The sequence below is a fragment of the Niallia sp. genome (assembly GCF_031978665.1).
Lineage (GTDB): Bacteria > Bacillota > Bacilli > Bacillales > Cytobacillaceae > Niallia.
The window spans coordinates 47,979-68,788 of the sequence record NZ_DALZDK010000011.1 but is presented as its reverse complement, the minus strand read 5'-3'; the positions used below and the strand labels follow the sequence as shown (position 1 = coordinate 68,788).

Genomic DNA, 20,810 nt, shown 5'->3' with positions numbered 1-20,810 from the left:
TTTATTGATGCTGAGCATGCATTAGATCCAGTTTATGCACAAAAGCTAGGTGTTAATATTGACGAGTTATTACTTTCTCAACCAGATACTGGAGAGCAAGCGTTAGAAATTGCAGAAGCCTTAGTCCGAAGTGGGGCTGTGGATATTTTAGTTATTGACTCTGTAGCTGCACTTGTACCGAAAGCGGAGATTGAAGGAGAAATGGGAGATTCCCATGTTGGGCTTCAAGCACGTTTAATGTCACAGGCGCTTCGTAAATTATCTGGAGCAATTAATAAATCAAAAACGATTGCTATTTTCATTAATCAAATCCGTGAAAAAGTCGGTGTTATGTTCGGAAACCCTGAGGTAACTCCTGGTGGACGTGCATTGAAATTCTATTCATCTGTTCGTTTAGAGGTTCGTCGTGCTGAAACATTAAAACAAGGGACAGACATGGTAGGGAACAAAACAAAGATTAAAGTTGTTAAAAATAAGGTAGCACCACCTTTCAAAGTGGCAGAAGTTGATATCATGTATGGAGAAGGTATCTCAAAAGAAGGCGAGATTATTGATCTTGGTTCAGAACTTGATATTGTTCAGAAGAGTGGAGCTTGGTATTCTTATAATGAAGAAAGAGTAGGACAAGGTCGTGAAAACGCGAAGCAGTTCTTAAAAGAAAACGTTGAAATGCGTCTGGAAATTCAAAAGAAAATCCGTGAACACTACGGACTAGATAAAGAAGTTACATTAAAGCCAGAAAATGACGACCAAGAAAAATTCGAATTAATCGATTAATCCTTAAAAAAGATGGTATAGTGGTATATCCACTTTTCCATCTTTTTTTGATTGGTTTCTATAAGAATATTTTGTATTCGAAGAATAAATTTCTTGTCTGTGTGCTCTAAATATATTTATAAGTAAAAAAGTGTTCCGAGAAAAAACCAACAGAATAAAAGACCCAATCAGGTTTAACAAGCCTATTTTCTGACTATAATACGGATGATAGGTTAAGTAGTGATAATCTATCACAGTTTAATAGGGAGAAATTTCATACATATATAGGAATAATAGAGCAATTGTTAGAGAAAAAAGGATAACAAGATAGCCAATGAGAAATAGGTTAATCCTACTAGTTCTAAGTCTTGACAATAAATTGGTACAACTATACAATTGAATTGTATATTTTACATTTTTATAAGTATGAAAACCTAGAAAACGATTAAATGACTAGGGAAATTTCGATTGAAAAAAGGAACATTAAGCCAATACTTTTAAAATCGTAACAAACACAATTTGATAGCAAGAGGAGGTGAAAATGATGGATTTATTAGATATCATCTCCATTTTGCTTATTCTAATCGTTATTGCCGTTGTTGGCTTTGTTGTATATTTTATTCGAAAGTCCAATGCTAATGCAAAAATTAGCAATGCAACAATGACTGCTGAACAAATTATTGAAAATGCAAAGCGTGAAGCAGACGCATTGAAAAAAGAAGCTTTGTTAGAAGCAAAGGATGAGATTCACAAGCTTCGTAGTGAAGCAGAACTAGAAGTTCGTGATCGAAGAAATGAACTACAAAAACAAGAAAATCGTTTATTGCAAAAAGAGGAAAATCTTGATCGCAAGGGAGAAACGTTAGACAAACGTGAATCAGTTTTAGAGAAGAGGGACGATTCTCTTAATAAAAGACAACAGCATATGGAAGAGATGGAAAGCAAAGTGGATGAGATGGTTCGCAAGCAGCAAACAGAACTAGAGCGCATTTCTGGCTTAACTCGAGAAGAGGCAAAGTCCATCATTTTAGAGCGTACAGAGCAAGAAGTTGCTCATGATATTGCGATAATGGTCAAAGAAAGTGATACTAGAGCGAAAGAAGAAGCGGATAAAAAGGCTAAAGAAATTCTGTCACTTGCAATCCAACGTTGTGCGGCTGATCATGTTGCCGAGACTACAGTTTCCGTTGTTAACCTTCCAAATGATGAAATGAAAGGTCGAATTATCGGTCGAGAAGGTCGTAATATTCGAACACTTGAAACATTAACAGGAATTGATTTAATTATTGATGATACACCAGAAGCAGTTATACTATCTGGTTTTGATCCAATAAGACGTGAAACGGCAAGACTTGCGCTAGATAAGCTCGTTCAGGATGGCCGAATCCATCCAGCTCGTATTGAAGAAATGGTTGATAAAGCACGTCGGGAAGTGGATGAACATATTCGTGAAATCGGGGAACAAACAACGTTTGAAGTCGGAGTTCATGGATTACATCCAGATTTAATTAAAATTCTTGGACGTCTAAAATTCCGTACAAGCTATGGACAAAATGTATTAAAGCACAGTATGGAAGTGGCACAATTATCAGGAATTTTAGCTGCTGAACTTGGTGAAGATCAAACTCTTGCCCGCAGAGCAGGCTTACTACATGACATTGGTAAAGCAATTGACCACGAAGTCGAAGGAAGCCATGTGGAGATTGGTGTTGAGCTTGCTACCAAGTATAAGGAACATCCTGTTGTAATCAATAGTATCGCATCCCATCATGGTGATACGGAACCAACTTCAATCATCGCTGTACTAGTAGCTGCTGCTGACGCACTTTCAGCTGCAAGACCAGGAGCGCGAAGAGAAACATTAGAAAACTATATTCGCCGTCTTGAAAAGCTTGAAGAAATTTCAGAATCTTATGATGGAGTAGAGAAGTCATTCGCTATTCAAGCAGGTCGTGAGATTCGAATTATGGTGAAACCAGATCTTGTAGATGATTTAGAATCCCATCGATTAGCGCGCGATATTCGTAAGAAAATCGAAGAGGAACTAGATTATCCAGGTCATATAAAAGTAACCGTTATTCGTGAAACAAGAGCGGTTGAATATGCAAAATAAAAAACGGTGCGATTTGCACCGTTTTTTTGTATGGAAAAAGTGTAGCATTCTTCCTGAAAGTTTAGGAAGGCAAATCAAGTTAGGAGCGAAAGGGAATTGTATGTTACACTGTTACATAGTGAAAATTAGAAAGTGGGAAAAAAGACATGCATATTTTATTTATAGGAGATGTCGTAGGCTCTATGGGCCGAGACATGATCAAAGAGTACGTACCAAAGCTGAAGGATAAATACCGACCACAGATGACCATTATAAATGGAGAGAATGCTGCTGGCGGGAAAGGTATTACAGAGAAAATCTATCGAAGCTTTTTAGAAATTGGTGCTCAAGCTATAACGATGGGGAATCATACTTGGGATAATCGCGAGATATTTGAATTTATTGATAAAGCCAAATATTTAGTGCGACCTGCTAACTTTCCTGAGAACAATCCAGGAAAAGGAATGGTTTTTGTGAAAATTAATGATATCGAAGTAGCGGTCATTAATTTACAAGGACGCACCTTTATGAATCCAAGTGATGATCCATTTATCGTAATTGATCACTTAGTGAAAGAAGCGAAAAAGCGTACAGATATTATTTTCGTTGATTTTCACGGCGAAGCTACTAGTGAAAAGCAAGCAATGGGATGGTATTTAGATGGAAAGGTTACGGCAGTAGTTGGAACACATACACATGTGCAAACAGCTGATAATCGCATTCTTCCAAATGGAACTGCTTTTATGGCGGATGTTGGCATGACAGGACCATATGATGCCATACTTGGTATGCAAAAAGAATTAGTGCTAAATCGCTTTTTGACAAATCTGCCAACACGTTTTGAGCCACCAAAAAGTGGGAGAGCCCAGCTTAGCGGGTGTTTGATTGAAGTGGATAAGAAGACTGGCAAGGCGAAGAAAATTGAGCGCATTTTAATTAATGAGGATCATCCTTTTTATTCATAAAGAAAAGTAGCTCTTCCTTCTTTCCTGAAAAATCAAATATTTTCAAAGTTTTTATGTCCAAGCTGGAATATGTGTATTAAACTTGGAATATAGTAACATTGGAATGATATATATCCTGATATGTTCATTAATCTTAATGAAACATGCGGGGGGGTTAAACAAGGAGGAGCTAGAAATGGAGATATTAAAGGTTTCAGCAAAGTCTAGTCCCAATTCTGTAGCTGGTGCGCTTGCAGGTGTTCTACGAGAAAGAGGTGGAGCAGAAATCCAGGCAATTGGTGCAGGTGCATTAAATCAAGCGGTTAAAGCAGTTGCTATCGCAAGAGGGTTTGTAGCACCTAGCGGAGTGGATTTAATCTGTATCCCTGCCTTCACTGATATCGTTATTGACGGTGAGGAAAGAACGGCCATCAAGCTCATTGTGGAGCCTAGATAAAGAGAAAATAAGTGTATATGAAAAAAAAGAAATGAAAGCATGATTTGCATGCTTTCCCATTTTTCCCTTCTTGTGATTGGTGCATTCGCTCAGGGCAGAATATATCCTTTTAGGGGAATTTTCTTTAGAATGGAATAGAGCAAACCTTCAAAAAGAAGGGGGGTGTCTCATCAATAAGGTCTAGTCCCCACAGCTAAGATTAAAAGTTGGAGAATGAACTTTCCTCCTAACTAGACTCTTGAAGCTGTGCGTGTGTAAACCGAATGAAGGAGACACCCTTTCTTTTATTTGGAAAAGGAAAGATTAGAGTTTAAATAGTTTGCGATTAATGATATCTTGATGGAAAGCCACCAAGATTTACATAGAAGAAAATTGAGACCATATTCGTATAGGAGTGAATCTTTTTGAAGTACTTTGATGGACATAGTGATGTATTGTATAAAATGTTTCAGGATAAAACGATTAATTTTCAGAATAGTGAAAATCTTCATATAACGAAAGAAGGGTTACAAAAAGGTGGAGCAAAGATTCAATGTTTTGCCATCTATATTCCCGAATCGGTCCATCCAGATATGAAGTTTGAAGCTGCATTATCCATGGCAACTATTTTTAATGAAAAAATCTTACAGCCTAATCCAGATTTAAAATTTATCCGTAGTAAAAAGGATATCGAGGAATTGAAGGAAGGGGAAACGGGTGCAATTCTAACACTTGAGGGCTGTGATGCTATCGGTGGAGATTTATTGAAATTAAAGACATTGCTTCAATTAGGCGTAACAGCAGTCGGTCTAACATGGAACTATGCAAATGCTGTTGCAGATGGTGCGTTAGAACCTCGAGGGGCAGGCTTATCTTTATTTGGAAGAGAAACAGTAAAGCTTCTGAATAAACAAGATATATGGGTAGATGTTTCCCATTTATCAGAGAATTCCTTTTGGGATGTAATGGAGCTTGCCGATCATCCATATGCTTCCCACTCAAATACGTATAATCTTTGCCCACATCCTCGTAATCTACGAGATGACCAAATAAAAGCGCTAATTGAAGCAGACAGCGTGATTGGCATTACCTTCGTTCCGCATTTTTTAAGTGGATCGAATGCAGCTACTATTACAGATGTATTGCGGCATTTAGATTATATCTGTTCACTTGGTGGAGAAGATCATGTCGGCTTTGGCTCTGATTTTGATGGAATAGCTCAAACAGTAAAAGGGCTATCTTCCACCGCTGATTATCCTAATTTAATTAATGAACTAACTAAATATTATACTAGTAGTCAAGTAGAGAAGTTTTTATATACGAATATGGTAAAGAGATTTCCGAAATAAAGGGGCATTTTAATAAGCATACGGGCAGTTGCGTTCTCTCCTTTTGAGGTAGAAAACGCAACTGCCCGTTACTGTGAGATTCCTATATAAAGATAAAGAAAATAGTAGAAATCTTTCTTTCTAACCTTGCTATTGTTTTCAAAAGGTCAAAGGCTTATACTAGAATAATGAAAATATGTCTATAAAGAATAGTACATATGAAACAACTTCTAGTTATAGATTGTTGCTTATCAAATCTAGGAAGTTTTCAAAATGCACATCACAAAGTAGATGGTGGGGAAGGGAACTTCCTTCATAAAGCAAAACAGCAATCTATAAGAACTAACCTAAGACACGCATATTAACAACCTTATGGATGAAACAAAATCATCGATAAGAGAGGAGTAGTTGAGATGAATGAAAAACAACGTTTAGAAGGACAACAAATTGAAGGCAATAATTCTTCGGACAAAAAATCCGAAAAGGATTATAGCAAATATTTCGAAACAGTATACAAAGCGCCTTCTTTAAAAGATGCAAAAAAACGTGGAAAAGAAGAAGTTCGTTATGAGAAAGATTTTTCTATTTCAGAACAATTCCGTGGAATGGGAGAAGGGCGTAAATTCTACATTCGCACATATGGCTGTCAAATGAATGAGCATGATACAGAAGTAATGGCAGGAATTTTCTTAGCATTAGGCTATGAGGCAACAGATACAGTGGATGATGCCAATGTAATCCTTCTTAACACATGTGCTATTCGTGAAAATGCAGAAAATAAAGTATTTGGTGAATTAGGACATTTAAAGCATTTAAAAACAGAGAAACCAGACCTTTTAATTGGGGTTTGTGGCTGTATGTCCCAAGAAGAATCTGTAGTTAATAAGATTTTAAAAACTTATACACAAGTAGACATGATTTTTGGTACGCATAATATTCACCGTTTACCGAATATTCTTCAAGAAGCATATATGTCAAAAGAAATGGTAGTAGAAGTTTGGTCTAAAGAAGGGGACGTTATCGAGAACCTTCCAAAAGTCCGTAATGGAAAAATTAAAGCTTGGGTTAATATTATGTATGGCTGCGATAAATTCTGCACATACTGTATCGTTCCTTATACGCGCGGAAAAGAGCGTAGCCGCCGTCCAGAGGATATTATCCAAGAGGTGCGTCAATTAGCTGCACAAGGCTATAAAGAAATCACATTACTTGGTCAAAACGTAAACGCATATGGAAAAGACTTCACAGATATCGATTTCCGCTTCGGTGATCTAATGGAAGAAATGCGCAAAATTGATATTCCGCGTGTTCGGTTTACGACAAGTCACCCACGTGATTTCGATGATCATTTAATCGAAGTGCTCGCTAAGGGCGGCAATTTAGTGGAGCATATCCATTTACCAGTTCAGTCCGGCTCTACTGACGTCCTAAAAATTATGGCACGTAAATATACAAGAGAAACATATTTAGAATTAGTTCGTAAAATGAAAGCAGCTATTCCAAATTTAACTCTTACAACAGATATTATTGTTGGGTATCCAAATGAAACGGATGAGCAATTCGAAGAAACGCTATCTCTTTATAAAGAGGTTGGCTTTGAAGCGGCTTATACATTCATTTATTCTCCGCGCGAAGGTACACCAGCTGCGAAAATGAAAGATAATGTTCCGATGGAAGTGAAAAAGGAACGCTTACAGCGATTAAATGCTTTAGTTAATGAGTATTCTGCTAATTCCATGAAGGGCTATCAAGGCCAAATTGTGGAAGTCCTTGTGGAAGGGGAAAGCAAGAATAATCCAGAGGTACTTGCTGGTTATACTCGTAAAAACAAGCTAGTAAACTTTGTTGGACCAAAGTCTGCAATCGGCAAACTTGTTTCTGTAAAGATAACGGATGCAAAAACATGGTCATTAAACGGAGAAATGATCGAAGTATTAGAAGCGGAAGCTGTTGAGGCAAACTAATGGCTAAATATACAAAAGAAGAAATCATCGAGCGAACCGAACAACTTGCCAAGATGATTCGAGATACGGAAGAAGTCGAGTTTTATCAGCGTGCAGAAAAGCAAATCAATCAAAATACAAAAGTAAATGATCGAATTGCCCAAATCAAAAAATTGCAAAAGCAAGCAGTGAATCTACAGCACTATGGAAAAATTGCTGCTTTAAAAGAAACAGAAGCAAAAATTGATGCATTGCAAAAAGAAATCGATGAGCTCCCAATTGTTAGCGAATTTAAAGAATCACAGGAAGTCGTCAACGACATGCTGCAAATGGTAACAAAAACCATCGCAGAAACAGTTGAAACGGACATCCTGGGGTCTAGTGAAAAAAAGAAACAACAATAAAGGGAATTTATTTGTAAGGATGGATTGTTCATCGTTACATAATGTTATCATTTTGCGCTGATGGGAGTTTCATCCTTCCAGGCGAACCTTGTGTCTGGAATGGAAATCAACGAGCTTCATTTATTGGCAAATACAATTAAAATACCCAAAAGAAAAACCAAGCGAGAATATGGCTTGGTTTTTTTACTTATTTTGATTATTTAAAATATTAATCGCTCGTAAGAAAGCTTTCCGATATTCCTGCTGTTCCTTCATGGCTGTTTGCAGAGTCGAAAGCAATGCTTTATTCAGCTGCTTTGTTTCTTTATCTTTCGCATTTCCATTATTAATCGTTTGTTGAAGAAATGTATAGACTAGAAATAGAACAGAGTAGTTATCAACATAAGTTAGGCTGACAGCACTCCCGCCATTTCCGCCTTCTGCATGTGTATTAACAGAAGGACCTCCCGTTTCAAGAATTTTATCAATAAGCTCCTCTGGTACACCAAGTTCCTTTAATTTATCAGCGGTTAAGCCGATATTTTTATCCTTTGCCATTCTTTTCCCTCCTCCTATTAGGTATGTAAAATTAGAAAAGGGCAAACACCAGATGATGTTGCCCTTTATAATATGCAATTCTTTTGTAGGAGTGATTATCTTAAAAGGTGATTAACCTTCGTTCACCATTTCAGGGCTGTTTTCGTTGTAAGATACAGCAGTAGCAGCACCAGCAACGTTAGCATTAACTAAAATACCACCAACAAAGAAGTTTAATAAGTTAACACCTACAGCAGCACCACCAGCAGCACCAGAAGCAGTAAATTGGTTAGCAAGGTTACCATTTCCTTGAGTAGCGTTAGTGAATCCGCGAAGTTCTGCCCCTTTATTTCCAATGCCTTTACCTTTAGCAGTAACATCAGTACCAGCAACGCCAGAACCGTTACCTTTGTGACAATCAGATGTGTAGTTAGACAACATATGATTTCACCTCCTTTCAAAAAGTGAGATTCATTCCTTATTTTTTGATGAAATCCGAAAGATCTAGTGAAAAAATAGGCTTGCCATTCACATTTAATTTAAGATTTCCATCATCATTTGAAGCATCAATAACAGGTAATTTCTCTTGTAGCTTACTTAATGCTTCTTCACTTACTAAACTCTTTAGTGCTTCTGGATTCAGATTCGGCTTTACTTTTTCTTTAATGGAATCTAAATCAATATTTGCCACTTTTTCTTTAATAGAATCTAAATCAATATTTGGCGCAACCTTCTCTTTTACTGCATCAATTGTGCTTTCAGATACATTGTTTGTTAAACCTTTGGTTAATTTTTGAACTAAGCCACCCATTTCAGTAGACAGCTTACCGATTAATTCTTGTGCATATTTTGCTCCTTCTTCACCAGATACCTCTTTACCATTAACATTGAATTTAAAATCAAACTGATCGTTTTTATTAAATAACCCTGCCAACTTCCTCACCCCCTTACCGTATACTACAGTATATAAAGATTCGAACAAGCTGTATCCGCGAATGTATTAATACAAACGCATATTTTTTTTCAAAGGTTAAAAAAATTTCTCATTCTTGATGAGTTTTACCTAGGAATAGAAATGGATTCAATCCGGTTAAGAGGCTTGCTGTTGCCGTGTAAAGACGAGGATATTCGTCTAGAAAAATGGCTAATATCGGCACACTTACCCAAGTTTTACATACAATGAAGTAGATTTAAGCATTACTTACATCTTTAAATTTTATCGCACACTAGACTCCTATCCCGCATAGGATGAAATGAAAATGAATGAGGAGGTTTCGCTCGAACATGGGAGAATATAGAGAGATTATTACAAAGGCAGTCGTAGCGAAAGGACGTAAATTCACAAAATCCAATCATACGATCTGCCCAGACAACAGCCCTTCAAGCATCTTGGGCTGCTGGATTATCAACCATACGTATGAAGCAGAAAAGGTTGGTAAAACAGTAGAAATTTGCGGATACTATGACATTAACGTTTGGTATTCCTATAATGACAATACACAAACAGAAGTAGTTACAGAGCGTGTAAAATATACAGATGTCATTAAACTAAAATATCGTGATCCTGACTGCCTAGAAGACCACGATGTGATTGCAACTGTATTACAGCAACCAAACTGCATCGAAGCAGTGATTTCTCCAAATGGCAATAAAATTATTGTTCATGTAGAAAGAGAATTCATTGTAGAAGTTATCGGAGAAACAAAAATCTGTGTAGAAGTATGTACAGACGAATGTGGCAAAGAAGATAATGATGCATGGTTTGAAGATGAAGTAGAAGACGAAGAATTTGAAGAATTAAATCCAGATTTTCTCGTAGGCGGAGAAGAAGAGTAAAGGCTAGGAGCTTCCTAGTCTTTTTTTCTTTAGGCTGTTTTCGTAAAGTTTGTTGCTATGACCCGCAGCATATCAGAATACACTTCGCTTTCCATGGGGCGAGCGATGAGCCCATAGGAGTCTACACGTATTCAGGCTGCTCAATTTTTCTCATTAATTGATTTTTTCTATTGAAAAAGCAACAATTTTTTAGAAAACAGCCTTTTAATACGGATCCATGTTTAAATGAGATACCCTTTTCCCAAAACCCCCCACTCAAATATTCTATTTCTTTATGGTATAATGAGAAAATAATAGATTTGGACTTGGATTTTGGAGGAAGTTATGACAACATATACGCCAATGATACAACAATACTTACAGGTAAAGGCAGATTATCAGGATGCCTTTTTATTTTTTCGTTTAGGAGACTTTTATGAAATGTTTTTTGAGGATGCAATCAAAGCATCACAGGAGCTTGAAATTACGTTAACAAGCAGAGAAGGAGGCGGTGCGGAGCGAATCCCGATGTGTGGAGTTCCTCACCATTCTGCACCAAATTATATTGAACAGCTAGTCGAGCGCGGCTACAAGGTAGCAATCTGTGAACAAACAGAAGACCCCAAGCAAGCAAAGGGTGTCGTAAAAAGAGAAGTTGTTCAGCTAATTACGCCTGGGACCATGATGGAAGGAAAAAATCTTTCCGATAAAGAAAACAACTATATTGCCACAATCTCTTTATTTGCAGACGAAAAATTCGGCTTTGCATACAGCGATTTATCGACTGGGGAAAGTAAAGCAACGATTTTAACTGGAATCGATTCATTAATGAACGAATTATCGCTATCAGGAGCAAAAGAGGTTGTCGTTTCAGACGACTTTTCAAAGGAGTATTTAAAGAGATTACAGGAGCGTGGAACTTTAACGCTTTCGATTGAAAATGATACCGCTGAAAAAGACATGCATGCACCTTTATTACAAGGAATCGAAGAACAACAGCTGAAAAACACCGTTGCTCGTTTGTTCAATTACTTATACCGAACACAAAAAAGAAGCCTGGATCACTTACAGTCAGTTTCTATTTATGTAATCGACCAATTCATGAAAATTGATTATTATTCCAAGCGAAACTTAGAATTAACGGAAACGATTCGTTCAAAAGGGAAAAAAGGTTCCCTCCTATGGTTATTGGATGAAACGAAAACAGCGATGGGCGGCCGACTACTAAAACAATGGATTGATCGTCCGTTATTAAATAAAGATGAAATTGAATATCGTCAAAACTTAGTAGAAACGATGATTGGCCATTATTTTGAACGTCAGGATTTACGGGGAAAATTAAAGGAAGTCTATGATTTAGAACGGTTGGCAGGACGAGTTGCTTTCGGTAATGTGAATGCAAGAGATCTTGTGCAGCTAAAAAAATCATTGCAGCAAGTACCGATTATCCAGCAAATCGTTGCATCGTTCGGGTCAAAAGAAGCAAGCAGGCTTGCAGATGAACTTGATCCTTGTGAAGATATTACGGACTTATTAGAGCGTGCGATTGTGGAAAATCCGCCACTTTCCATTAAAGAAGGAAATATCATTTTAGACGGCTATCATGCTGAATTAGATAGTTACCGTGATGCAAGTCGAAACGGTAAAACGTGGATTGCCCAGCTGGAAAGACAAGAACGAGAAAAGACAGGCATTAAGTCGCTAAAAATTGGCTATAATCGTGTGTTTGGCTATTATATTGAAGTAACGAGAGCGAATGTGCATCTTTTACAAGAAGGCCAGTATGAGCGCAAACAAACACTTGCCAATGCAGAGCGTTACATTACGCCTGAATTAAAAGAAAAAGAAAGCTTAATTTTGCAAGCTGAAGAAAAAATGGTCGAGCTTGAGTATGAGATTTTCACAACTATTCGCGAAATGATTAAAGAATATATTCCGCGTTTACAGAAGCTTGCGAAAACCGTAAGTGCACTAGATGTATTGCAATGCTTTGCGACTGTTAGTGAGGATCGTCGCTATGTGAAGCCGCAATTTTCAACGGATCGCAACCTTTCTATTAAAAATGGTCGCCATCCAGTAGTGGAAAAGGTGATGAACGCGCAAAGCTATGTAGCAAATGATTGCACCATGCACAAAGACAGGGAATTGCTATTAATTACAGGTCCGAATATGTCTGGTAAAAGTACGTATATGCGTCAGATTGCTTTAACAAGTATTTTAGCGCAAATCGGTTGTTACGTACCAGCAGACGAAGCAGTACTACCGCTATTTGATCAAGTATTTACGAGAATCGGCGCTGCAGATGACCTTATCTCTGGCCAAAGTACGTTTATGGTTGAGATGCTTGAGGCAAGAAATGCACTTTTACATGCTACCAACAATAGTTTAATTCTGTTCGACGAAATTGGCCGAGGCACAAGCACATATGATGGAATGGCGCTAGCACAAGCGATTATTGAATATATCCACCACGAAGTCGGCGCGAAGACGTTATTCTCGACTCATTATCATGAGCTAACCGTGCTTGCGGACGAGCTTCAGTCATTAAGTAATGTCCATGTTAGTGCGATGGAGCAAAATGGAAAAGTTGTCTTCCTTCATAAGATAAAAGAAGGAGCAGCAGATAAAAGTTATGGAATTCATGTTGCCCAGCTTGCAGAATTACCCGAAGCACTTATTGAAAGAGCACAAGAACTGTTAACAAGCCTGGAGCAAAAAGACCAATTTGCTGAAGAAGCAGCAGTGGCCAAAATCGAGCAACCTGTTCTAAGAGCAGAAAAAATCGAGGAAGAGGCACAATTATCTTTCTTTGGTACAGAAGAAGAGAAGAAGCCACAAAAAACGATTTCCACAAAAGAAAAGCAAATCGTAGCGAAGCTTAAAGAAATAGATATCCTAGAAATGACGCCAATGCAGGCATTGAATACATTATATGAGCTTCATAAGAAAGTTCGGAATGACGGATAAGGGAGCTGCTGGAAAAAGTGGCGTTCATAAGCAAGATGAACGCCAGAATCCAGGGAATCTGGAGGAAAAGTGGCGTTCATAAAGCGAGATGAACGCCCAAACCCAGAGAATCTGGAGGAAAAGTGGTGTTCATAAGCAAGATGAAAGCCAGAATCCAAGGAATCTGGAGGAAAAGTGGCGTTCATAGGCAAGGTGAAAGCCAGAATCCAGGGAATCTGGAGGAAAAGTGGCGTTCATAAGCGAGATGAAAGCCAGAATCCAAGGAATCTGGAGGAAAAGTGGCGTTCATAAGCGAGATGAACGCCAGAATCCAAGGAATCTGGAGGAAAAGTGGCGTTCATAAGCAAGGTGAACGCTAGAATCCAGAGGAATCTGAGAAAAGTGGCGTTCACACCAAAACAAAAGCCAAAATTAGAATCACAGTTCCATCTAATATATGCACTGCCCACTAATCTGAATAAAAGTAACAAAGAAAAGAGGAGAAACAATGGCAAAGATTATTCAACTGGATGATGCACTTTCGAATAAAATTGCTGCAGGTGAAGTTGTTGAGCGGCCAGCCTCTGTTGTAAAAGAGTTAGTAGAAAATAGCATTGACGCAAAAAGCACTTCGATCGAAATTTTTATCGAAGAAGCTGGATTACAAAGCATTCGCATTCTCGATAATGGACAAGGAATTGACGAAGAGGATGTCTTAACTGCTTTTTCCAGACATGCGACAAGTAAAATCAAAGACGAAAATGATTTATTCCGAATTCGCACCCTTGGCTTTAGAGGAGAGGCACTACCGAGTATTGCCTCTGTCTCCCAAGTTACCTTAACAACTTCCACTGGGGAAAAGGGGACAACGATCGAGCTGAAAGGCGGCCATTTAGTGAGACAGGAAGGCGCCCCAGGTAGAAGAGGAACCGAAATTATCGTTAGCGATTTGTTTTTTAATACGCCAGCTAGATTGAAATACATGAAGTCGATTCATACAGAGCTTGGCAATATAACAGATATCGTCAATCGTCTAGCGCTTGCTCATCCTGATATTAGCTTTCGCCTCGTTCATAACGATCGCAAGCTCCTGCATACAAATGGCAATGGGGATGTAAGACAAGTACTTGCGAGTATTTATGGCTTAAATATTGCAAAAAAAATGATTCCAATTTCAGCAAGCACCCTTGATTTTAAATTAAGTGGCTATATGGCGTTGCCAGAAATCACCCGTGCTTCAAGAAACTATATTTCAACAATGATTAATGGCAGATTTATTAAAAACTATTCCCTTGTGCGAAGCATTCAAGAAGGCTATCATACGTTGCTGCCAATTGGCAGGTATCCGATTGTCCTTTTAAATGTAGAAATGGATCCGATTCTAGTTGATGTCAATGTTCATCCATCGAAAATGGAAGTTCGCTTTAGTAAAGAACAAGAACTGTACGAGCTTGTAAGTAATACGATTAAAGCGGCATTCAAGAAAAAGGAACTCATTCCAGCAGGATTTATCCGTGAGAAAAAGCCTGCACCAAAAGAAGAACAGGCAGCCTTTAGCTTTGATACAATCCGTGAACCAGTTATACCGGTAGCGGCACCCAAAGCGGAACCGACTTTTATTATTCCAACAGTAGAGCAAGAGGAAAAGCCAACTTGGAATGAGCCTGTAGAAGAAGCACCAAGTAGTTGGCAAGCTGGAGATGGTGGAGAAGATACAACAATAACAGATCCCACAGCCTTCTTCTACGAACAGGAAACGAGCAATGTCATTCCACCTGCCCTTGTGGAAGATGTAGAAGAAACATGGGAAGAGGAAGAAATAGCAGACGTGGTGGAAGGCACAAGAGTTCCGCCCCTTTATCCAATTGGGCAAATGCATGGAACCTATATTTTCGCCCAAAACGAAAGAGGCCTCTATATAATTGACCAACACGCAGCACAAGAACGAATTAAATACGAATTTTTCCGTGAAAAAGTCGGAGAAGTCCATAATGAATTACAGGAAATGCTCATCCCATTAACATTAGATTATTCCCTAGATGAGTGGATGAAGATAGAAGAAAATAAAGCTGAATTAGAAAAAGTAGGCGTATTTCTCGAACCATTTGGCCAGCAAAGCTACCTAGTTCGCTCCCATCCCCAATGGTTCCCAAAAGGAGAAGAAAAAGAAACAATCGAAGAAATGATTGAACAAGTTCTCTCCATGAGAAAAGTAGACATCAAGCTTTTACGAGAAGAAGCAGCCATCATGATGAGCTGTAAAGGCTCCATTAAAGCAAACCGTCACTTACGCAATGACGAAATTCAGAGCTTACTTGACGAACTACGAACTACGTCTGATCCATTTACATGTCCCCATGGTAGACCGATTATTGTGCATTATTCGACATATGAGATGGAGAAGATGTTTAAAAGAGTTATGTGATTTAGGATATAATGTAAGACAGAAGCACTCGAATATCGGGTGCTTTTTGCTTTTAATATTGTATAAGTACCAATAAAAAGCCAATAATAAAAGAATAACTATTAGATACGGGGACATTATGAGTAAACAATTAATTATTTTTTTACTAGGATCGTACCTATTTATTGGAGTTATTTTCTTAATAATGCCTAAAAGATTAACAAAACAAGAAATTTATATTACCTGGCTCATCGTAACAGTACAGACTCTTATTGCAGATATATTTTTGGGTGAAATTTTAGATTTATATGATTTAATAAAAGATGAAGGAGATTTATTGATTGATTTAATCATACAAATAACACTGCCGGCTTTTTTTGGCATTTTGTATATGAATTTTATGCCTAGAGAAAAAATTAAATTTATTGTCTATTTTGTTTTTTGGGTGTTTTTTTCCGTTACATATGAGACATTATCGGTATTTGTTGGATATGTAAATTATAAAGGATGGAACATTTGGTATACTATCATATTTTATATCTATGCCTGTCTCTATATGCGCTGGCACTATTGGTTCATACATAGAGGGAATAAGAACCACGCTATGTAATGTTTGGATATAAGTGTGTCGTTAGTAAAGCGCGGAATAACAACCGCCATTTTTACAGATAATACTTCCTAATTAAGGGGGTGCAAAATGACGTTGAATGGCGTTAAGAAAATAATTTGGTTATTATTAGCTAGTACAGTTTTATCAAGTGTATTTAGTATAATTATGATTATGATGGAGGCAAAAACTTATAATGATATATTGTTTTTAAAAAGAAAATTGAGTAACTCGGGTGACAATGCTATAAAGTTTCAGAAGTATAGAAAACCATAACTTTATTCAAGGGTTCTTCCATAAGGAGAGTCCTTTTTGATTATCTTAAAGAAGGTAAGTACATGATTACAGAGAGAAAAGAGGAGGGGAAATGGAATATCTAGTATACATTTGTAAATTTGCCTCTTTTCATTGAATCTTTTCTCTATTCAAATCCGTATATAGAAGAAAATAGTAGCTTTCTGTTCGTTTGGTAGAAGGTTCGAATGAAACCTATGGAGGATGATATTGAAATAATCATGCTATCGGGAATGATGATGATTAAGGTGATGAATGAAATGATAATTCAGTAAAAGGAGAAAAGTATGGAACAATCTATAAAAGAGAAGGAAAATCTAGAGCAACTTAGAAAAAAATTAAGGAACATTGAAAAATGGGAAAAAAATCAAAAGGGTTTGTTCTTTTGGGAAAAAATCGGGAGACTTCCTTTTGTGCTGTTAGATAAATTGACTCCAAAATTTATTCAAGAGAAAATACATATACTACTAGACGAAATAGCGAAATATATTGACAACGGCGGTCATTATTTGGTGGATAATGAAAAGACATTAAATAAAGTTAAAAAAGAATTGTCATTAAAGGAGGATGTAAACCTTAGCGATATCCAACACTTTTCTTTTGATTCAATGGAAAAGACAGCAGAAGCTTTTATTAGAAATCGCGCTAAAAATGCACAAGTCCAGGGGGCAACAACTGGGTTTGGTGGTGTCTTTACATTAGCTGTTGATATACCCCTTATTTTAGGAATTACGTTAAAAACTGTACAAGAAGTAGCGGTAGCATATGGCTATGACCCATCAAAAAGGGAAGAACGGATATTTATGATTAAATGTATGCAATTTACTTCCTCTGATATAGTTGGAAAAAAAGCGATATTAAATGAATTGACTAATTCTTCAGCGGATGAAGGTTTTGCTCAACTACAAGGTTGGAGAGAGGTATTTGCAACTTATCGAGATAATTTCGGATGGAAAAAGCTATTTCAAATGATTCCTGTTGCTGGAATGATTTTTGGTGCTTATATGAATAAAGCAGCAATAAAAGATGTAGGGGAAGTTGCTAATATGCTTTATCAAAAGCGGAGAGTATTGGAGAGAATAGAACAATGCAGTAAGGTAGATTAATCTTCCTGTTTTGATTGAAAGAACGATTGATGTAGGAATTAATCGTTAACAGCATGTTTATAGGACTAGTCTCGTTTCAATCCAAGATGCCCCCTATTGAAAAAAAGCTTCACTTGGGGGGCAGCGTATTTGGTTCTATTTTCTTTTAGGCTCCTGGATTGCTACATGCTTAGGGCGTTTTGGATAGGATGCCTTGTCTGAATCAGGTCCAGTAAGGTCATTTCGTTGATCAAGAACCTTCCCAGTATACTCAATAGGATTTTGATTTTTCATGATTACCACCTCCATTAATAGGATTGGTAAAAATAAAAATCCAATGACAGGTAATTTTTCCATGGTGGGTAATCCTTTTTTGTAGATTACATTGTATTAATGGGACAGTTTAGTGACAATAGAGTGGTTTTTGTTAAAGTGCTAGATTGTAAAGAACTGTATTTTCAAAATAAACTCTAGAAAGAGGGAAAATTATTAGAACAAGTTAAACCGTCAGAAGTAATTGGCGCAATTAACTAGAGTGTTGGCGTATTTGGATAATTACTACTTAATAAATTGTAGGTATTATTATATCAGTGAGTGGTGAGATTCAAGAAAGTAGTTGAAGGAGGGAGGAAAATCATGACAGCTAATTCTTTTGATCGCATTAAAATCCCATCTTCATTTTGGAGAGATTTACCAAAGGTAGGGATAAAGGAACAAGAGGTAATTCACCGGGCTAGACTGCCTATCAATATACTTACTGAACCAGTTGTAGTTACTACCGACCAGTATTTTTCAATTTGGCAGGCTGTTTTTGAACTTGTCAGTGATCCTGCAATGGGTATTATTAAACTAACGACGGATGTAAAGGCAGCTCAGTTACCACCGACTGTCTTAGCGGCCTATCACGCTCGTAACTATCGTGAAGCTTTAAATAGAATGGCACGATATAAGCAATTATGCTCACCTGAACGGCTTCATATCATCGAGGAAAATGAGCTTTGTACAATTGAACTGGAATGGTTGTATTCTGATTTGACTGAATCACCGATGCTTGCCGGGGTTGTGATGGCATCCTTATTAGAAATTGGAAGGCTTGGAACAGGTCAGCCTTTAAAGGCTAAATTTGTTGAGTTTTCACACCCAATGGGTAATAAACAAGTACTTGAAGATTACTTTGGTTGTGAAATCCATTTTGAATCAAAGCACAATCGGTTGACTTTAAATCTAAGCGATCTCGATCTTTACTTTGAATCTTACAATGCAGAGTTGTTAGAAATTCTCACTCCAGCACTTGATTTATCTTTGGATAAGCAACAGCGTCGCAACTCAATCGCCGATACAGTTAAGGGAATTTTAAAACAAAGCCTTTCTAGTGGGCGCCCCGATATCCAGTCGGTTGCAGGCGAATTATCCATAAGTGAACGTACCTTGCAGCGCCGGCTTACTGAAGCTGGAACATCCTTTAAGAACCTATTGTCTGAAACTCGTCATAAGATGGCAAGGGATTACTTGGTCGATCCTTCACTGGACATTAAAGAAGTAGCGTTTTTGCTTGGATACGAGGAACTAAATTCATTCTATCGTGCCTTCCGTCAATGGGAGGGAGAAACACCTTCCAATTGGCGTGCGTTACACATAGGCTCAGATTTATATGTGCCACCAATTCACTAAATTGGCGTATCTAGATAGATTTATGGCACATTGTGATGATTACGAATGAAGCAGAAATAGGTATGATTAATTATATTACTCCAACAAATTTGGAGAAAATAGTTACAGCAATAAGTTTTTGATTCAATATTTTAAAGGAGGATTTCAAATGCAAAAAGTAGTTTTAAACAATGGTGTTGAGATGCCAATTCTTGGTTTTGGAGTTTTTCAAATGAACGACTTAGAAGAATGTGAACAAGCTGTTTACGATGCACTTATGGCTGGTTATCGTCTAATTGATACAGCAGCCTCTTATCAAAATGAAGATGCTGTTGGAAGAGCAATTAAACGAAGTGGTATACCTAGAGAGGAATTATTCATTACTACAAAACTGTGGGTGCAAGATTCGGGCTATGAAAATACGAAGAAAGCAGTTGAAAATTCACTAGCCAATCTGCAATTAGACTATTTAGATTTGTACTTAATTCACCAACCGTTGGGTGATATATATGGTTCGTGGCGGGCGATGGAGGAATTGTACAGTGAGGGGAAAATTCGAGCAATCGGAGTGAGTAACTTCCATATGGATCGTCTGGCAGACTTAATGGTTCACAATAAAGTGATTCCAGCAGTAAATCAGATTGAAACCCATCCGTTCAACCAACAGATCGATAGCGCTAACTATATGAAAGAGAACAATGTACAAATACAATCTTGGGGTCCTTTTGCGGAAGGGAAAAATAACATCTTCCAGAATGAGGTTTTAGTATCTATTGCAGAACAACATAACAAATCAGTTGCTCAAGTGATTCTACGGTGGTTAACTCAAAGAGGAGTTGTAGCCATTCCAAAGTCTGTTCGTAAAGAAAGAATGATTGAAAACTTTAATATATTTGATTTCGAGTTGACGCAAGGAGATATGAATAAGATTTCTGCTTTAGATACAAAAGAAAGTTTATTCTTCTCTCATAGAGATCCTGAAATGGTGAAAATGCTCGGTACTTTTAAAATTCATGACTAACCCAAAGTACATGTTAAGAATATAATCTTAAAAGTACAAATTAAATTGCTTATATTCAGCTAGTTTCGTATCTGACTGTTTCTTTTTCTAGACTGATTCCTGTATTAATTAATGGAACTGGTGAACTAAAGAGAATTAATGCTCTTTTTGGCTTGGAACCTCTTGGCAATTAAGAGTACCATTCCTAAATAAGAATTTTTTTGTGAAGAAAGTAAATAAACAATCGGGGGCTTTCCTTTAATTAAAGGGAGAGCCTTCTTTATTTTAAGAAATTTTGCGGCAATTCAAGATTAAAAAATTATAGTAAGTATGAAGTTTACTCATTAGGGATAGTTTGATTTAAAAGGAATATGCCAAGTCACTTATGATTTTATAGTGTAAATAAGAGTATTAGGCAAAAATTCAAGAGAATTATGATAACGCTTATCGTAATTTTATTGGATAATATAAGAAATTAAGTTGTTTTACATTGATTCGTGTTTTGGAGACAAATTAGTGGAGGCTCTCATTTACTTTTACTGTCAATAAAAATCGAGAAGTGATATTTCTGTATTTTATTAACAATTAAA

At 37.2% G+C, this 20,810-nt stretch carries 18 protein-coding genes; 14 read left to right on the top strand and 4 right to left on the bottom strand.

The window, feature by feature from the left end:
- From recA to RTL21_RS07980, 7 genes are all read left to right on the top strand, one after another.
- The coding region (recA, locus tag RTL21_RS08010) for a recombinase RecA (protein WP_312095071.1) at positions 1–777 on the top strand (777 nt) is incomplete at its 5' end.
- A gap of 523 nt (positions 778–1,300) precedes the next feature.
- A complete protein-coding gene (gene rny / locus RTL21_RS08005; protein ID WP_312095069.1) occupies positions 1,301–2,869 on the top strand; it encodes a ribonuclease Y in 1,569 nt (522 codons plus the stop codon).
- Positions 2,870–3,015: 146 nt separating this feature from the next.
- Positions 3,016–3,813: a TIGR00282 family metallophosphoesterase gene (locus RTL21_RS08000; RefSeq protein ID WP_312095067.1), complete on the top strand. Its 798-nt coding sequence runs from the start codon at positions 3,016–3,018 to the stop codon at positions 3,811–3,813.
- A gap of 175 nt (positions 3,814–3,988) precedes the next feature.
- On the top strand, positions 3,989–4,249 hold the full coding sequence (spoVS, locus tag RTL21_RS07995; protein ID WP_016201204.1) for a stage V sporulation protein SpoVS: 261 nt from the start codon (positions 3,989–3,991) through the stop codon (positions 4,247–4,249).
- Between the two features lie 404 nt (positions 4,250–4,653).
- Positions 4,654–5,577, top strand: coding sequence for a dipeptidase (locus RTL21_RS07990; protein ID WP_312095057.1), 924 nt, complete (start codon positions 4,654–4,656; stop codon positions 5,575–5,577).
- Between the two features lie 392 nt (positions 5,578–5,969).
- Positions 5,970–7,520, top strand: a complete 1,551-nt coding sequence (gene miaB, locus RTL21_RS07985; RefSeq protein WP_312095055.1) for a tRNA (N6-isopentenyl adenosine(37)-C2)-methylthiotransferase MiaB — start codon at positions 5,970–5,972, stop codon at positions 7,518–7,520.
- Positions 7,520–7,903 carry a YlbF/YmcA family competence regulator gene (locus RTL21_RS07980; RefSeq protein WP_312095053.1) on the top strand — a complete coding sequence of 128 codons (384 nt, stop codon included), beginning with the start codon at positions 7,520–7,522 and terminating at the stop codon, positions 7,901–7,903. Before miaB ends, RTL21_RS07980 begins: the two co-directional genes overlap by 1 nt.
- A gap of 183 nt (positions 7,904–8,086) precedes the next feature.
- Here RTL21_RS07980 and RTL21_RS07975 read toward each other — a convergent pair whose 3' ends face one another.
- From RTL21_RS07975 to RTL21_RS07965, 3 genes are all read right to left on the bottom strand, one after another.
- Entirely contained in the window at positions 8,087–8,440 is a 354-nt protein-coding gene (locus RTL21_RS07975) for a hypothetical protein (protein ID WP_312095051.1), read from the bottom strand.
- 111 nt (positions 8,441–8,551) lie between these two features.
- Positions 8,552–8,860: a hypothetical protein gene (locus tag RTL21_RS07970; protein ID WP_031534622.1), complete on the bottom strand. Its 309-nt coding sequence runs from the start codon at positions 8,858–8,860 to the stop codon at positions 8,552–8,554.
- A 37-nt stretch (positions 8,861–8,897) separates the two neighbouring features.
- Positions 8,898–9,353 (bottom strand): hypothetical protein, encoded by a 456-nt coding sequence (locus tag RTL21_RS07965; protein ID WP_312095047.1) that lies wholly within the window; start codon positions 9,351–9,353, stop codon positions 8,898–8,900.
- A gap of 350 nt (positions 9,354–9,703) precedes the next feature.
- On the opposite strand from RTL21_RS07965, the gene RTL21_RS07960 reads away from it, so the two are divergent.
- From RTL21_RS07960 to RTL21_RS07940, 5 genes are all read left to right on the top strand, one after another.
- Positions 9,704–10,255: an outer spore coat protein CotE gene (locus tag RTL21_RS07960; protein ID WP_312095046.1), complete on the top strand. Its 552-nt coding sequence runs from the start codon at positions 9,704–9,706 to the stop codon at positions 10,253–10,255.
- A gap of 324 nt (positions 10,256–10,579) precedes the next feature.
- Positions 10,580–13,201, top strand: coding sequence for a DNA mismatch repair protein MutS (mutS, locus tag RTL21_RS07955; protein ID WP_312095044.1), 2,622 nt, complete (start codon positions 10,580–10,582; stop codon positions 13,199–13,201).
- Positions 13,202–13,688: 487 nt separating this feature from the next.
- On the top strand, positions 13,689–15,605 hold the full coding sequence (gene mutL, locus RTL21_RS07950) for a DNA mismatch repair endonuclease MutL (RefSeq protein ID WP_312095042.1): 1,917 nt from the start codon (positions 13,689–13,691) through the stop codon (positions 15,603–15,605).
- Between the two features lie 118 nt (positions 15,606–15,723).
- On the top strand, positions 15,724–16,194 hold the full coding sequence (locus RTL21_RS07945) for a hypothetical protein (RefSeq protein WP_312095040.1): 471 nt from the start codon (positions 15,724–15,726) through the stop codon (positions 16,192–16,194).
- Positions 16,195–16,772: 578 nt separating this feature from the next.
- Positions 16,773–17,591, top strand: a complete 819-nt coding sequence (locus RTL21_RS07940; protein WP_312095038.1) for an EcsC family protein — start codon at positions 16,773–16,775, stop codon at positions 17,589–17,591.
- A 135-nt stretch (positions 17,592–17,726) separates the two neighbouring features.
- Here RTL21_RS07940 and RTL21_RS07935 read toward each other — a convergent pair whose 3' ends face one another.
- Complete coding sequence (locus RTL21_RS07935; protein ID WP_312095037.1) at positions 17,727–17,864, bottom strand: hypothetical protein; 138 nt, start codon at positions 17,862–17,864, stop codon at positions 17,727–17,729.
- 342 nt (positions 17,865–18,206) lie between these two features.
- Between RTL21_RS07935 and RTL21_RS07930 the strand changes: the two genes are divergently transcribed.
- The gene (locus RTL21_RS07930) at positions 18,207–19,241 is read left to right on the top strand and encodes a helix-turn-helix transcriptional regulator (protein WP_312095036.1); all 1,035 of its coding nucleotides are present in this window, start codon (positions 18,207–18,209) and stop codon (positions 19,239–19,241) included.
- A 148-nt stretch (positions 19,242–19,389) separates the two neighbouring features.
- Positions 19,390–20,241 (top strand): aldo/keto reductase, encoded by an 852-nt coding sequence (locus RTL21_RS07925; protein ID WP_312095034.1) that lies wholly within the window; start codon positions 19,390–19,392, stop codon positions 20,239–20,241.
- Positions 20,242–20,810: the final 569 nt, after the last annotated feature.